This window comes from Arthrobacter sp. Alg241-R88, assembly GCF_900537115.1.
GTDB lineage: Bacteria > Actinomycetota > Actinomycetes > Actinomycetales > Micrococcaceae > Arthrobacter.
This window is the reverse complement of record NZ_UNRG01000001.1, coordinates 897,688-913,201: the sequence shown is the minus strand read 5'-3', so window position 1 is coordinate 913,201 and position 15,514 is coordinate 897,688. Positions and strand designations below refer to the sequence as shown.

Annotated in this window: 12 protein-coding genes; 5 read left to right on the top strand and 7 right to left on the bottom strand. The window is 66.8% G+C overall.

Annotated features, from left to right (window positions below; genetic code table 11):
• Positions 1–240: 240 nt before the first annotated feature.
• The 3 genes from G6R19_RS04185 to G6R19_RS04175 all read left to right on the top strand — a co-directional run bounded on the left by G6R19_RS04185 (position 241) and on the right by G6R19_RS04175 (position 3,378).
• Positions 241–1,620, top strand: coding sequence for an amino acid permease (locus G6R19_RS04185; RefSeq protein WP_163162569.1), 1,380 nt, complete (start codon positions 241–243; stop codon positions 1,618–1,620).
• A 180-nt stretch (positions 1,621–1,800) separates the two neighbouring features.
• A complete protein-coding gene (locus tag G6R19_RS04180) occupies positions 1,801–2,628 on the top strand; it encodes an alpha/beta fold hydrolase (RefSeq protein WP_163162567.1) in 828 nt (275 codons plus the stop codon).
• 102 nt (positions 2,629–2,730) lie between these two features.
• Positions 2,731–3,378 (top strand): phosphoribosyltransferase family protein, encoded by a 648-nt coding sequence (locus G6R19_RS04175; RefSeq protein WP_163162565.1) that lies wholly within the window; start codon positions 2,731–2,733, stop codon positions 3,376–3,378.
• 258 nt (positions 3,379–3,636) lie between these two features.
• Here the strand turns inward: G6R19_RS04175 and G6R19_RS04170 are convergent, their stop codons facing one another.
• On the bottom strand, positions 3,637–4,968 hold the full coding sequence (locus G6R19_RS04170; RefSeq protein WP_163162563.1) for an MFS transporter: 1,332 nt from the start codon (positions 4,966–4,968) through the stop codon (positions 3,637–3,639).
• A gap of 249 nt (positions 4,969–5,217) precedes the next feature.
• Here G6R19_RS04170 and G6R19_RS04165 point away from each other — a divergent pair, with 249 nt between their 5' ends.
• Positions 5,218–5,952 carry an IclR family transcriptional regulator gene (locus tag G6R19_RS04165; protein WP_163162561.1) on the top strand — a complete coding sequence of 245 codons (735 nt, stop codon included), beginning with the start codon at positions 5,218–5,220 and terminating at the stop codon, positions 5,950–5,952.
• 8 nt (positions 5,953–5,960) lie between these two features.
• On the opposite strand, the gene G6R19_RS04160 is transcribed toward G6R19_RS04165, so the two are convergent.
• The 4 genes from G6R19_RS04160 to G6R19_RS04145 form a co-directional block, all read right to left on the bottom strand.
• The gene (locus G6R19_RS04160) at positions 5,961–7,286 is read right to left on the bottom strand and encodes an MFS transporter (protein ID WP_163162558.1); all 1,326 of its coding nucleotides are present in this window, start codon (positions 7,284–7,286) and stop codon (positions 5,961–5,963) included.
• A gap of 88 nt (positions 7,287–7,374) precedes the next feature.
• Positions 7,375–10,449, bottom strand: coding sequence for an SMC family ATPase (locus G6R19_RS04155; protein ID WP_163162556.1), 3,075 nt, complete (start codon positions 10,447–10,449; stop codon positions 7,375–7,377).
• Positions 10,446–11,636, bottom strand: a complete 1,191-nt coding sequence (locus G6R19_RS04150; protein WP_163162554.1) for an exonuclease SbcCD subunit D — start codon at positions 11,634–11,636, stop codon at positions 10,446–10,448. Before G6R19_RS04150 ends, G6R19_RS04155 begins: the two co-directional genes overlap by 4 nt.
• A gap of 57 nt (positions 11,637–11,693) precedes the next feature.
• Positions 11,694–12,605 (bottom strand): aquaporin, encoded by a 912-nt coding sequence (locus G6R19_RS04145; RefSeq protein WP_163162552.1) that lies wholly within the window; start codon positions 12,603–12,605, stop codon positions 11,694–11,696.
• A 158-nt stretch (positions 12,606–12,763) separates the two neighbouring features.
• Here G6R19_RS04145 and G6R19_RS04140 point away from each other — a divergent pair, with 158 nt between their 5' ends.
• Positions 12,764–13,852, top strand: a complete 1,089-nt coding sequence (locus G6R19_RS04140) for an ADP-ribosylglycohydrolase family protein (protein ID WP_163162550.1) — start codon at positions 12,764–12,766, stop codon at positions 13,850–13,852.
• Here G6R19_RS04140 and G6R19_RS04135 read toward each other — a convergent pair.
• Both G6R19_RS04135 and G6R19_RS04130 read right to left on the bottom strand, forming a co-directional pair.
• Complete coding sequence (locus tag G6R19_RS04135) at positions 13,833–14,312, bottom strand: DUF4395 domain-containing protein (protein ID WP_163162548.1); 480 nt, start codon at positions 14,310–14,312, stop codon at positions 13,833–13,835. The two genes, G6R19_RS04140 and G6R19_RS04135, sit on opposite strands and share 20 nt — an antisense overlap.
• A 72-nt stretch (positions 14,313–14,384) precedes the next feature.
• Positions 14,385–15,395, bottom strand: a complete 1,011-nt coding sequence (locus G6R19_RS04130) for an exonuclease domain-containing protein (protein WP_163162546.1) — start codon at positions 15,393–15,395, stop codon at positions 14,385–14,387.
• Positions 15,396–15,514 lie beyond the last annotated feature (119 nt).

Here is a 15,514-nt window from a genome sequence, read left to right as displayed (position 1 = left end):
GTCCACCGCCTTCGGCCTGCGGGACCCTTTTGCTGGCGCCCCGATTAGTTATGGTCACCTTGACCAAAACTAATTCTACGGGCAGCACCCGCTGAATTGCCAAATATTTCAGCCCACGCTTCCAGGGCTCGTCCCGGCGTGGATCATGAGCCGAGTACCTGCAGCAGGTTTGGAGACGGTAAATTCAAGAGGTCCCACGAGGAGCCACCGCACACAACCCCAAGAAGGTCCAGTAGCAAAATGACGATGAAGTCCACCGAACTGCGTCCGCAGGGCCACCTGGGCCACAGCATGAAACCCCGCCAGCTCACCATGATGGGCCTGGGTAGCGCCATCGGCGCCGGGCTGTTCCTGGGATCCGGGGCCGGGGTCCAGGCAGCCGGCCCGGCAGTGCTCATCTCCTACCTGGTGGCCGGCACCCTGATCATCCTGGTGATGTGGGCGCTGGGCGAGATGGCTGCCGCCAACCCGAACAGCGGCGCCTTCTCGGTGTATGCCGAACGTGCGCTCGGAAAAACAGCCGGTGCCACCATCGGGTGGCTGTGGTGGCTGCAGCTGGTGGTGGTGATCGCCGCCGAGGCGCTGGGAGCGGCCGGGCTTCTCTTTACGATCTGGCCGGTGATTCCGGTCTGGGCGCTTGCTCTTGTTTTTATGGTCGTCTTCACCGCCATCAACCTCACGGGGGTCCGGAACTTCGGTGAGTTCGAGTTCTGGTTCGCCATTCTCAAGGTCGCCGCGATCGTCCTGTTCCTGGTGGTGGGCGCTGCCCTGCTGCTGGGCCTGTTGCCTGACGTTGCGTCCCCCGGCCTGGCCAACCTGACGTCGGACTTTGCCCCCGCAGGCCTTGGCGGGATAGCCTCCGCGCTCTTTGTGGTGATCTTCGCCTTTGGCGGCACGGAGATCGTCTCGGTGGCGGCGGCAGAGACGGAAGATCCGGAACACAGCGTGGGCAAAGCCATCAGGACTGTTGTGTGGCGCATCCTGGTTTTCTACATCGGCTCCGTTTTTGTGATCGCCGCCGTCCTTCCCGCAACATCGGAAAGCCTCGCGTCACCGTTCGCCGGCGTTCTGGATGCCGCCCGCATCCCCGGCGCCGCCACGGCCATCACCCTGGTGGCCGTCGTCGCGCTCCTTTCGGCGTTGAACGCCAACCTCTACGGGGCCTCCCGCATGGTCTATTCCCTTGCCGAGCGGGCCGAAGCACCGCGGTTCCTCACCCGGCTGAGCGGCGCCAGCGTGCCGATGCTGGCTGTTGGGGTGTCCGTGGCCTTCGGCTTTATCGCCACTGTCCTGGAGCTGCTGTTTCCCGAGCGCATCCTTCCTGCCCTGTTCCAGCTGGTGGGGTCCACCTGCCTGGTGGTGTGGGGCAGCGCGCTGGTCTCGCAGCTGATCCTGCGGCGCCGGGCAGACCGGGAGGGCACGCCGCTGCCCCTGCGGATGAAGGGCTTCCCCGTTTTGACCATTGTGGGGCTCGTCCTGCTGGGCCTGATTTTCGCGGTGGGCTTCAGCGCTGAGAGCAGCCGCATCCAGCTCTTCAGCACCATCGGACTGATTGCCGGGATCGCGGTGGCCTGCGCCCTGGCCGGTCGGTTTAACGCCAGGACGCACCGGTCCACCTAGGCCGCGTTGTGTCCAGGTCTGACCGCCGAAAACGGCTTATAGTGCCACCTGGTGGGGCGTGGCGGCAAGGCGGAATCCGAGGTGGAATTGCCGGCACTTCCGGCAGGTAGAGTAGTCCCGAAGGACGAGCTTCCACGCGCCGGGTCCGCCTGTGCGCCGTAGTTGATGAGGACTGGCACTATGAGCGGCAGGCACACCGGCGAGCAGCATTCGCACACTGTAGAGGGAACAGATCCCCAGTTATATGTGGGGGTTCATGATCCTGCGGCGGACGCCAGGCTCCGGCCTGTTCTGCTGCTGCACGGCTTCTCGTCCTCCAGCAAACTGAATTGGGAAGACACCGGTTGGGTGGGTGCGTTGCTTGACGCCGGCCGCCGCGTTATCACTGTTGACCTGCCCGGGCACGGCCGCAGCGGGGCGCCGGAGGACATGGACTCCTACTCCCCCAGCAGGATCCGGGCGGACCTGCTCCAGGTGGCGTTCGACGCCGGTGTGCGCCCTTTGCAGGACGGTGACCCTTCCAGCGGGCTGGACATAGTGGGTTATTCCCTGGGTTCCCGGCTCGCCTGGGAGTTCGGCGCCACGCAGCCCGAGATCGTGCACCGGCTGGTGCTGGGCGGGCCGAACGTCGCGGATCCGCTCGCGGCCTTCGATCTCGTTGCAGCGCAGGATTACCTCGCGGACGGGACCCCGATCGCTGACGAGTCCACCGCCCGGCTGCTCAAGATGGCCCTTCTGCTGCCCAGCAACAACATTTTTGCGCTGCTCTCCCTGGTGGAAGCCATCAAGGCCGAACCCTATGATCCTGCCGAGGCGGTACCTCACGTACCCATGCTCCTGGTGGCCGGCGACAAGGATGAACGCGCCGCCAGCCTGCCGCAACTCGCCGGGCTCGCACGCAATGCCGGGGCGATGGTCGAAGAGGTCATGCTGCCGGGCCGCAACCACACCAACGCGGTCACCAGCCGGGCCTTCAAGCAGGCGGCCATCACGTTCCTCGCCGTGTAAATACTTCCCGCTAAATACTTCCTCGTCCCTGCCGCTTGCCTCCTGCTGTCCCTTCCCCGGCGGTAGGCTGAAGTGAGGGCTGGAGAGAGCCGGGAGGGAGCCATGGTGACGCGCTTCGAAGACCGCACGGAGGCCGGTGAGAGGCTGGCCGCGGTACTCGCACAGTTCCGCGGGCGGCCCGGCACCGTGGTCCTTGGCCTTGCCCGGGGCGGCATCCCGGTAGCGGCTTCCGCCGCCAAAGCCCTCTACCTCCCGCTGGGAACTGTCCTGGTGCGCAAACTCGGCATCCCGGGACACCAGGAAACGGCGTTTGGAGCCCTGGCGTGGGCGCGTGGCCGGACGGTCCGACTGCTCAACAAGCCGCTGGTGGACAGGGTACTTGAGCACGGAGTGCGGCAGGAACTGCTGGACGAGGTGGAGAAGCGCGAACGCTCCGAACTGCTCCGCCGGGTGAACCTCTATCCGGGAACAGACCAGGATGTTTCCGGCAAGACGGTCTTGCTGATCGACGACGGCCTTGCCACCGGCGCCACCATGCGGGCCGCTATCGAAGCCGTCCGCGGGGGTGGGGCGAAAACCGTGGTGGCCGCCGCCCCGGTGGGGTCGATAGAGGCGGTGTCATCCGTGGAGCGGGCATGCGACGCCGTGCTATGCCTGCATCTTCCGGGCAAGTTCCGCGCCGTGGGCAGCTTCTACCGGCATTTCGAACAGCTCACGGACGATGACGCCATCAGCTTCCTGAAGCAGTAGGCATCGTCAAGCAGTCCCAAAGCCCCCCGAATACGAGGCCGGGCCCGGACGACTGTGGTCCGGGCCCGCCATTTTGGAATGGGCCCACGCCGTTAGGGTTCCCTAGCCGAAGCGAAGCGGCGGCCAGGGGGACGGCGGTGGGCCCACGCCGTTAGGGTTCCCTAGCCGAAGCGAAGCGGCGGCCAGGGGGACGGCGGTGGGCCCACGCCGTTAGGGTTCCCTAGCCGAAGCGAAGCAAGGTTAGGGAAACGGCGGGGATTAGTGGTGGCTGACGCCCAGCGGCCGGCCCTTGGTCTCCTTGGCGAGCAGCACGCCGATGGCCGAGATGACACAAAGGACCATGATGTAGATACCGATGGACCCGGCCCACTTGGTGGTCTGCAGCAGGAATTCGGCGATGGTCGCAGCGAAGGCTCCGCCGAGGATGGCGCCGAAAGCGTACCCGATGGAGATGCCGGAGTACCGGACATTGGCCGGGAACATTTCGGCGTACATCGCGGACATGGGCCCGTAGGACAGGCCGAGGCCGACGGTGAGGACAAACAATGCAACGCCGTACAGCCAGATGTTCCTGGTGTCGATCAGGGCAAACATGGGAATCATCCACAAGAAGATGATCGCGTAGCCGGTGAGGAACGTCTTGACCCGCCCGATGCGGTCTGACAGCCAGCCGCCCGCGAGGGTGAAGATCAGCCAGCCGAAGGAGGCCAGGGTGGTGGCCAGCAGGACCTGCGGGGTGGGCATCTGCAGGGTTCTCGTGGCATAGGCGATGAAGAAGGCGATCAGCAGGTAACCGGCTGCGTTGTTGCCGATGAAGATCATGGTGGAGTACAGGACAGGCCTCTTGTGGCTGCGGACAAGCACACCCAAGGGCGCCTTGCTTTCCTGCTTCCGCGCGGCCATTTCCTGGAAGACCGGACTTTCAGCGACAGCTCGGCGGATCAGGTAGCCCACCACGATAAGGACGATGGAGAGCAGGAACGGAACCCGCCAGCCCCAGGCCGCAAAGTCTTCCCTGGACATGCTGGTGTTCAGGAAGAAGAGGAGCCCGGTTGCCAGGATCATGCCGATCGGCACGCCGATCTGGGGGTAGGCACCGAACAGGCCGCGCTTGTTCAGGGGTGCGTGCTCCACTGCCATCAGCGCTGCACCGCCCCACTCGCCTCCGGCGGAGAAGCCCTGGATGATGCGCAGGGTGATGAGGAGGATAGGCGCCCAGGCACCGATCTGCGCGTAGGTGGGCAGCATGCCGATCAAGGCAGTGGCGGCACCCATCATCACCAGGGTGAAGACCAGCATTGCCTTGCGCCCCAGGCGGTCGCCAAGGTGTCCGGCAACCACTGCGCCCAGGGGGCGGAACAGGAAACTGATGCCGATCAGGGCAAAGGAGAGGATTTGCGCCAGGCCCGGGTTGGATTCGTTCAGCGGCGCCAGGAACAGGGGCGACAGCAGCGTTGCGGTCAACTGGGCAAAGATGAAGAAGTCGTACCACTCAATGGTGGTACCGACCAGGGTGCCGGCAAGGACTTTGCGCTCCTCACGCCGGGTGCTCGGACCGGCGAGTGTATCCACCTTCGAAGGTGTGGTCATTGAAACTCCATTGTTTATTCGGCAGGCTGGCTGCCGGGCGCCTTCAGGATTACCGACAGAACGGTCAGTTAGTTGAAAGAGTACTACGAAACTGTGAGGCAGGACACGCCCTGGCTGAATTTGCGCGCGGAAGGCTCTCATCGGCCCCTCTATATTTGAACCGCCGTTTCTCATTGCGGAATCACGGCCTGAACGTCAGGCAACATGAGAACCGTAGAACCCTGCCGAGAGCAACCTAGGATGGACAGCATGACTCCCACCGCCGCAGCCCCGGCCGGAGCAGCGCCGGCGCAGGCTTCCCCCTCCCAGACGCTTTCCCGCGGCATCCGCGCCCTCGAGATCCTGGCGGCTGCGCCGGAACCGATGACCATCGCCGAGCTCGCCGATGCCATGGGCGTCCACCGCTCCGTGGCATACCGCATCCTGCGCACACTCGAGGACCACTCGCTGCTGGTGCGGGACGACGGCGGACGGGTCCAGCCCGGACCCGGGCTCGCCGTCCTGGCCCGAAGCGTTTCCCGGAACCTCCAGAGTGCTGCGCTTCCCGAACTGACGCATCTGGCCAACACGCTGGACATGACGGCTTTTGTGGCGTTGTGGGACCACCATGACTGCATCACCCTGGTGACTGTAGAACCCCGGCATTCGGGCGCGACGGTAGCCCAGCATCCCGGCACCAGGCACCCCATCAACGCGGGCGCACCAGGCATCGCCATCCAGTCCGCGCTGACTGAAGCTGAGTGGGACCGGCTGGAGACCGGCGTCCCGTACCGTCCCGAAGCCGCCGAGGCCCGGCGAACCGGGTACTCAGCCAGCCACGACGAGGTCATCGCCGGGGTTTCCTCACTTGCCGCGCCCGTCCGGGTGCCGGGCGGCCGCCCGGCAGCACTCGCCGTCGTCTATATCCGCTCCACGCATGAACCCTCAGCGGTGGGCGCGGCGTTGGCCGAGAGCGCGGCAAGAATCGAACGCCAACTGGCCTGAGGCCGGTGTCAGCGGGCGGCCCGGCGGCGAAGCACAACGACGGCCGCGGCCCCGAGGAGTGCCAGCGCGGAGGCGGCGCAGGCGGGAACGAGGAAAGCCGCAGCGTAGCCGTGATCCTGCGCCAGCCCGCCGCCCAGTGATGAGCCGATCGCGGTGCCCGCGACGATGCCGCTGGCCAGGGCGGTCATAACGGTGCCCAGCCGTCCCTCCGGTGCCACCACTCCGCCCACGGCGAAGACGGTAACCATAACCGGGCCCACGGGGACACCCAGGATCAGCAGCACGGCCACCATCGCGCCAAGTGATGACGGTACCAGCAGGAGGACAGCCAGTAATGCCATCAGCGCAGCGGACACCAGCCAGCGCCAGGAAAGGCTGAAACGCTGCGGCCAATAGGCAACCGAGAGGGCGGCAGCGGCGGAACTGAGCCCCATGACTGCATACAGCAGTCCGGCGAGTTCCGAGGTGGCGTAGCTGGCGGAGAAGGAGCTCAACGCCGCCTGCGTTGAGCCGAAGAACGTGCCCATGCACACCATGGCCACCACTGGCAGAAGGACGGCTGCCGGTATCCCGCCACGCCCTCGGCGTCCCGCTGGTGAAGGTCTGCGGCGTGCCGCCGGAACTGCCCGATGGGTCCGGTGGGTGGCGAACGCGGGAACAAGCGTGATGGTCATCGCTGCGGCCAGCGCGAGCGGAAGCCAGGGTGCCAGGAGGCTGGCCAGAATGCCAACGAGTGCCGGTCCCAGCACAAAGGTGACTTCGTCCGCTGTGCTCTCGTAGGAGAGTGCCGTGTCCAGGTCCCGCCGGTTGTCCGGTGCATTGCCTTGCGCCGTCAGCGCCATCCACCGGACGCGGGCCAACGGGCCCACCTGCGGGCAGCTTGCCCCCGCGAGGAACGCAGCGGCCAGCACGGTGGCCGGGAAGCCAGCCGGCGCCCCCATGGCAGAGGCTGTAAGGATCAATCCGACGACGGCCAGAGTATTAAGGGCTGCAGCCAGCAACAGGACAGGACGTTGGCCCCGCCTGTCCGCGAGGGACCCCAGGACGGGAGCTCCGAGCGCGGACCCGATGCCCACCGCACCTGCGGCGGTTCCGCCCAGTGCATAGGAACCGCTGTTGGATGTGACGAGGGTCAGGGTGCCTACCGTTAGCATGGCCAGGGGCAGCCGGGCAAGAAGACCCAGGGGAAGGAAGCCGCGGCCAGCAAGTTGTGGAAGCCTGGCGAACCGGCCACCGGAGGCAGGGTGCGGTTTGGCAGGAGCCTGGGCGGCGGGAGGAACGGATTGCCCTGAAGTGAAGGGCTGGCCAGGTGAAAGGGAAGTGGAGGATTTCAATTCGGGCTCGTTCAGTTATGCGCATCGTCCCTCCTCCCGATGCGCCGAACCCGGTAACCGTCCAAGTATATCCGGCCTTTCCGCTCCCTCAGCTTTGGACGTCCAGGGCTTCGGCTATCCGCAGGGTTGAACCGTTTCGTGTCTTCAGCACCTGAAGCTGCGTTCCGATCCGCTGCTTCATTTCCCCTACGTGGCTGACCAGTCCCACTACCCTGCCACCGTCCCGCAGCCCTTCCAGGGCGTCCATCACCTGTTCGAGGGACTGCTCGTCAAGGCTCCCAAAGCCCTCGTCCACAAAAAGCGTTTCGATCTCGACCCCGCCCGACTCCTGTTGGACAACGTCTGCCAATCCGAGAGCCAGGGAGAGCGACGCCATAAAGGATTCGCCGCCTGACAAGGTGGACGTGTCCCGGCGGTGCCCGGTCCATTGATCCACCACTTCAAGCCCCAGCCCGGACTTCGCACCGCGCGCCGCCTTCGCGTCCGTGTGCTGCAGGAGGTACCGGCCGTCGCTCATGGCCACCAGGCGTTCAGATGCCGCCAGGGCCACCTGCTCCAGCCGCGCTGCCAGTACGTAGCTGTTCAGGCTCATGCGGTACGTGTTGTCTCCCCTGCCGGCCGCCGCGTCCGCCAGGCCGGAAAGCATGCGGGCACGCTCGGCGGGCCCGCGGGCGGACCCGGCCAACTCCTCATAGCCGGTACGGATGGAGGTCAGCGACTCCAGGCAGCGCCTGGCCAGGCCTGCTGCCAAATCCGCATCACGGGCTTCCTTCAGGGCCGCTGCAGCCTCGGCCTGCAGGGCGGCGAGCTGCTGCTCATCCAGTGCAAGCCCGGCAGCCGCCTCCTCAAGGGCAAGCACAATGTCCTCTGATGCGAACAGCTCCGCCACCCTTGCGGCTTCGTCCTGGGCGGACCGCATGTCGGCTTCCAGGGCAGCAGCTTCACTGGCGGCCAGCAAGTGTTTCCGCGCCTCCTCAGCAGTGGCGAACCCGGCTTCCGGCAACGCCTGCTCCAGCTGTTCCAGTGCCTCCACGGCCTGGGCTTTGGCAGAGCCCAGCTCAGCCTGGGCGTCTACGGCTTTGCCCAGCATCGCTGCAGCGTTCTCCAAGGCACGCAACCGGTGGGCCAAACTGCGGTGGCCTGCCCTCAGCCCTGCCAATGCGTGATCCAAAGAGGACGACTGTTCAGCCACGTCTGCAAGGGTGGACGCGGCCAGGGCCAACTCGGCCTCGGTGGCGGAGCGGGAAGCCTGTGCCGCCGCAATATCGGCTTCAAGTGCTTCAAGCCTCGACCGTGCCGCCGCGAGATCCCTAACTGCCTGTTCTGCGTCGGCCGCGGCGCGGCGCGCTTCCCGGGCCGCGCCGGCGGCCTCCTCCTTGGCTGTTTCTCCACCTTGGCCGGCAAGGACGGCGACCAGCTGGTTGGCCTCGGCCAGCTTGCGGCTGGCCGCTGCATATTCGGCTTCGGCGGCTTCGTGGAGCTGGTGGGCTGTTTCCTCCTCCTGGACAAGTCCTGCGCCGCCCTCCTCCGGCGCCGCCGGCAAGGGGTGGTCGGGGCTTCCGCACACCGGGCACTGTTCTCCCTCCACCAGCGTGGCAGCAAGCTCGGCAGCGGCATTGGCCAGCCGCTGCTCCCTCACGTCAAGCCAGCGCTGTTTGGTTTCCAGCTGGTTCTCCCGGGCGGCGTCGTGTTCCAGCTTCGCCGCGTCGCGGACGGTCGAGGCCGCAGCGTAGCGCCGGACCACGTCCAGCAACTCCTCGGCCGCCGTTGCTTCCTTCACGCGCAGGGCCGCCACTCCGGCCCGCTCTTCCAATGGCCCCAGCCCGTTGGTGAGGCCGGACCGTTCGTCGGCAAGGCTCTCCACACGTGCGGCCAGTGCGGCACCGGCTCGGGTAAGGTCCTCCTGTTTGGCCACCAGCTGCTGGTGTTTCGACCGGAGCGCCTTGAACCGGTCTTCGTCCGGAAGCCTTGCTTCGACCACCGCCAGCAGGGACCGGATCCGGTTCAATTCGTCAGCTGCGCCGGGAACCGCCGCGGGCCCGGAGGGGTCCAGTGCATCGTCTGCCGGGAAGCCGAGGTCCAACTGGGCGAGCTCAGGGTCTTCGTCCGCGGCCAGGCGAAGCAACGTAAAAGCCGACTCCATGGCGTCGGCTGCGCGCCGGACTTTGACCGCTCCCGCGTCCACGCTGCGGAGTTGACCGGCGAGTACCTCTGCCTGCCGGTGCCGGCCAAGCCGGAGTTTCAGGCTCTCCAGCCGCGGCACGGCGTCCTGCACGGCTGCCTGCCGGGCCGTCGCTTCCTCCAGCCTGCGGTGCCGGTCCCGGCGTGCGGTCTCGGCGGCAACCTTCCTGGCACGTTCCTGGCTGGCCGATTCCGCTGTTTGCGCCTGGTCAGCCAGTTCGCGCAACCGTTGCGCGGCGGCATCCTTCAGCCAGTCAAGTCTTGCAGCGGGGTTGTCCGTGGCCTGGCCATCGGCCTCGTCAAGCCGCAAGGTTGCCGCTTCAGATTCTGCCCGGGCCGCCAGGAGCTCAAGCCGGCCGGCGAGGACAGACACTTCCTCCTTTGCCGCCTGCGCCTGGCGGGACAGCTCCTGTTCAACCGCTTCGAACCGTTCAGTGCCAAAGAGCTTCTGCAAAAGCTCGAGCCGGTCAGTGGCCTTCGATCGCAGGAAAGCCGCAAAATCACCTTGCGGCAACATCACCACCCGGGTAAATTGCTCACGGTCCATTCCCAGCAGGGCGAGTATCTCGGCCCCTGCCTCGTCATTCCGTGCCGATTTTTCGATCCACGTGCCGTCCACGCGTTCCCGCAGGAGGGTTTTGGCCTGCTGGGTGGTGAACCCGTTCCTGCCCCTGGCGCTCGGCTTTTCCCAGGCAGGCGAACGCGTTACCTCGAAGCGGCGGCCCTGCGCGGAAAATTCGCAGCTGACGGCGGGTTCCTGGCCGGGCTCTGCGTGATCGCTGCGCAGGCGTTTGCCGTCCTGGCGTGCTCCCGGCACCGACCCGTACAAGGCGAAGCAGATGGCGTCCAGCACGCTTGTTTTTCCCGCACCGGTGGGGCCATTGAGCAGGAAAAGTCCGTGCGCGCTCAGCCTGTCGAAGTCGACCTCCTCGGTGCCGGCAAAGGGACCGAAGCCGGAGATGCGGAGGCGATGGATCCTCAACGCGAAACCTCCTGGAGCCGGACGTTCTCCAGGGCGCCCGCGAGCGCGGCCTTTTCGGCGTCGTCCGGGACGCGTCCGCGCACGTGCTCCAGGAAGCCGCAGCATACACCGAGGTCATCGGGGGCTGCCGCGAGCCTGCTGCTGTACGTTGCGGGGGCGGCGCCAGGTCCGCCCTCAGGATCAAACCCCAGCACCAGGGTGTCGGGGAAGCGTGAACGAAGACGTTCCATGGCGCGGGCAGGACGCTGGGCGTCCGTCAGGGTCACCTGGCAGTAGGCGGTTTCGGCCCACGAGTATTCGGACGACTCGAGCAGTTCGGCCAAGGGGCCACGCAACACTGCAAGCGTTCGCGGGGCATCCCACAGGACTTCCTGGACACCGGCCATGCCGTCGGCATCGATGTCGATGAGCCATGCCCCCTTCTGGTGGGAGGCTTCGGAGAAGGAGTATGCGAGCGGGGATCCGGAGTACCTGACGTGGGGCGACAGGGACTGCCGCCCGTGCAGGTGGCCCAGGGCGGTGTAGCTGAAGCCGTCAAAGAGGTCCAGCGGGACGGCGCCCACCCCGCCGATGCTGAGGTCGCGTTCGCTGTCTGAGCTGATGCCGCCGCTGGCAAACGTATGGGCGAGCACTACGGAGTGGACTGTTTGCGACGCGGAGCGGCGCTCGATGTCCTCGCGGATGCGTTCCGTAGCCGCGCGGGTTACCTCGAAGTGGCTGGCGGCCTGCACCCCCAACTGTTCCGCGACGAGCCGTGGTTCGAGCCAGGGTACGCCGTAGATGGCTACGACCGCTTCACCTGCCGATGTTCCCCCGGCAGACGCTGCGCCCGCCGGCAGCAGCAGGGGCTGGTCAAGGCTCTCCAGCCTGGTCCGCAGATGCACTCCCCCGCGCTCCAGCAAGCGCGAAGCGAAGCCCAGGCGGATGGCGGAATCGTGATTGCCGCTGGTGAGCACCACCTGGGCTCCCGCCGACGTCAGCCGGACCAGGGCGTCGTCAAGCAGGTGGACCACATCCACACCGGGCAGGGCGCGGTCGTAGACGTCCCCGGCGATCAGCACAACGTCCACCGCATGCCGGGTGACGGCGTCCACCAGCTGGTCGACGAAGGCCCGCTGGGCATCCAGCATGCCGACGCCGTGGAAGGACCGCCCCAAATGCCAGTCCGATGTGTGAAGTATCCTCATGTTTCTAAGCTATCGGCTGCCACTGACACTTCCGGAAATGGCTCACAGGTGCCGCGATCATCCACGCTTGCCCTCGAAGAACTCCTGCGCTTCGCTGGCTTCGCCCGCCGTGTCCTTTCCCGTACTCGCGTCCTCTCCGGCTTCAGGCTCATGGGCTGCGCTGCCGGTTTCTTCCGCGGCGGTCACTCCGGCTTCCCCGGCCCCCGCGGAGGGGGAACTATTGCCAAAAGTCCTGAACACGAGTCCGGCCACGGCCGCGCCCACCAGCGGAGCGGCCACAAACACCCAGACCTGTTCAAGCGCCCACCCCGAGCTGAATAGCGCAGAGGCAACGGCCCGGGCGGGGTTGAAGGGCAGGTTCCCAACGGACTGGCCGAGCTGCAGGAGAACAGCAAAGGACAGACCCACCGAGAGTGCGGCGGCGGAGCGGCTGGTGTTGTCCCTGCCGGCCGTACCCAGGAAAACGGCCACAATGATTGCGGCTCCCAGCATTTCCAGGAGGAGCACCGCCGCCAGCGGCGCCTGGATGATGGAGTGTTCGCCAAAACCGGCCGTTACCGTGTCGTACGCCGTCCGGCTGTCCGCAATGCCCGGCAGCGTGCGCAGGATCCCGTAGAGGGCCAGTGCCCCCGCCAGACCGCCGGCCAATTGGGCCCCGGCATAGGCGGCGGCCGCGCCCGGACGGATCCGGCCGGCGAGGAGATGGCCGGCAGTGACGGCAGGGTTGAAATGGCCGCCCGAAACGTGTCCAAAAGCGAGCATGGCGGCGGTAACCGCGAGGCCTGCGGCAAGGGCGGCAGGCAACGGGCTGGACTGTGGAATGCTGAACAGCGGCACGCCGAGACCGGCCACTGCAAGGAAGAAGCTGCCGAACGCCTCGGCGGTCAACCGGGGCAGGAGCCCTGGCCGGGCTGCTTCAGATCCGGACGGCTGCAGTGCGTCGTGACGGGCCGGGGCGGGCGTGCTCATGGTGGCGACCTTCAGGTAGGCGGACGGGGATTGCTCTCGGGCAACCCGGGCATTATTCCAGCGCAGGCTGTGGGTTCGCTGGACAGGAAGTTTCAGAGGGTGGCGGCTCGGGCCGGCAGGCGTCAAAAGGCCCCTGCACACCACGGTAAATTTACTGCATGAGCATCGAGCCGGACACTTCCACACCCTCCCTCAAGTCCCGCATCCATGGCTGCCTCCTGGGCGGCGCACTTGGCGACTCCCTGGGCTACGCAGTGGAGTTCGACTCGATCGACCGGATCCGTGCCCGCTTCGGTGCAGCCGGTGTGACCGGCTTCGAGGCCCTGGCAGGAACGAGCCACTTCTCCGACGACACCCAGATGACGCTCTACACCGTGGACGGCCTCGTGGAGGCACTGGAATGGGCGAACTCGGGGGTGGGCGCGGACGTCAACGCCTGCCTGTGGCTCGCATACCTGCGCTGGCTCGCAACGCAGGGCGAAGCGGCCCCGGCATCGGCCCCGGCGCCCCAGCCCCGCTGGATCGATGCGCAGCCGGTCCTGCATCAGCGGCGGCATCCCGGCAAGGCCTGCATTTCCGGCCTGGCGACGGGCGAAATGGGCACCTCGGTCCGGCCGGTGAACCCTGAGTCGAAGGGGTGCGGGACAGTGATGCGGTCCGCCCCGTTCGGGCTGATCCCGCACATTACGCCCGACGCCGTCTATAAGTTGAGTTCCGACGCCGCCTCCCTGACGCATGGCCATCCGTCAGCGCGCCAGAGCGCCGGAACCTTCAGCCTGCTGATCCATCGGCTCGTGGCCGGTGACGGGTTGCGCGAAGCGGCCGCCGAAGCCCTCGCCCACGCCACCGGCTTCGAAGGGGTGGCTCCAGAACTGCCCGACCGGCTGGAGGGCGCACTCCGGCTGGCCGGCAAGGGCATCGTGACGCCGGAGGAACTCGTCCAGGCACTTGGCGAGGGATGGGTGGCTGAGGAAGCACTCGCCGTCGCGCTTTATGCTGCCCTGGCTACCCTTCCCGACGCCGGCGCAACCGATCCCGACCCGGCGCAACACTTCCGCAAAGCCGTGGCCCTGGCCGTCAACCACAGCGGCGACAGTGATTCCACTGGCGCACTGACAGGGAACATCCTCGGGGCCTTCTACGGCGAGGACTGCCTGCCCGGCGAATGGCTTGCGGCCCTGGAGGCACCGGAAGTCATCCGCGGCATGGCCAACCAGCTCGTGGCGGTTACGTCCGCCGAAGGCTGACGTTGTTGCAGGCCTCGCAGACATCCTCCGGTATCAGGCCGCGCCGCTGCAGGAATCCGAAGATCACACAGCCAAGGCAAAAGCCGGCGAACGCTTCCAGTGACGCCGCAACGATGAGGATTCCCAGCACGCTCCAGGCGGCCGGAGCCGCGCCCGCAACGAACAGGACGAGGGCCACAGTGGAAACCACGGCTCCCATGCCCTGCGCAAAGCGTTTGGGCGGCCCCGGAACCAGCCTGACCCGGCCCAGCCGGGGCGTGATCACTTTGACGGAGAGCAGGGCCAGCGGCGAGATCCGGGGGCCGAAGAGCAGCCTGAGCCAAAACCCGACGGCGATGGCCAGCAGTCCCCATCCCGACCCGACGGCTGCGGTAACCAGGGCCAGCAGCACAACGAGCCCTGCCGTCACCCGGGCGGCATACTCGTTGACGGGGTTGGGGAAGGCAAACAGCGAGCGCATGAGCCAAGGCTAGGGGTAAGCGACGCCGGGAGGCAGCATTATTGCGCCGCGTGAACCTGGACGGCGCAGGCCTTAGGCGCTGACAGCGGCAGCGGCGAAGCTGCCCACCATCTGCAGGAACTCCCCCTCCGACAGGACCTCGATGGCCTGGCCGCGCTCGTGGAGCTCCAGCACGCGCCGAGCTTTTCCCGTGAGCCTGCCGGAGCGGAGGTCGGAGGCCACAAAGCCGTCGCCCACCACCAGGACGGTGGTGCGTCCGGTGACCCTGCTTTCGGGCCGGGCACCGACCTCCGCCGACCGCAGCTTCGCTTCCGGCCGGGCCATGGAGAGCTGTCCCGTAAAAACAACCGTCTGGCCGTACAGCGGGTGGCCGGGGTGGGCATCGGGGTTGGGGTCCGGGTTAACCCCCTCCTCCGGCCAGCCTGACTGGAACGGCCTGACCAGCGCCGCTCCGCCCGCGGCACTGGTGACCGCAGCCAGGCTCGGCTTCGACAACCCGTCCCGTGCCGGATCGAAGGCCTCCTGGCGCGGCATCACGAGCCCCAGGGAAAGATAGAGCTCAGCGATGCTGTTGGCTCCGTTGCGGCGGGCGATGTCGATCAGGATGCCTGCGCAGGCACGCGCGTCTTCGGCGGCGTCGTGGTGCTTGACCAGGGGCACGCCGGCTTCCTCGGCAGCAAACGGCAGGGAGTTCGACACCAGCGAATAGCACCGGCGGGAAAGCATGACCGTGCAGACGTACTCGTAGGCCGGGCCGGCCAGCCCTGAGACCTCGAGTCCGGAGCGGATGACGCCCAGGTCAAAGGCGGCATTGTGCGCGGCGAGGATGTCATCGCCGATGAAGGCGCCTATCTCGGGGAAAAGCTCCCCGAAGCGCGGCCTTCCGGCAACATCCCGGGCAGTGATGCCGTGAATACGTACGTTGTGGTAATCAAAGTGGTCGTGGTTGGCCGGCGGCCGCATCAGCCACGAAGCTTCCTCGACAACCCTTCCGCCCCGGACCTTCGTCAGTCCTACGGCACAGGGCGAGCCCCGGAATCCGTTCGCTGTTTCGAAGTCGATCGCCGTAAAGTCCAAACCCACGGGCCAACCTTACCTCCGGGGACCATCCTTCCCGTGTCAGCCGTGCGGCCCTGTCGTGGATATCACCCCTGCGGGATGGGGCGGGAAACCCCGCAGCGGCCGGGGCCTGAGGTGCGTCA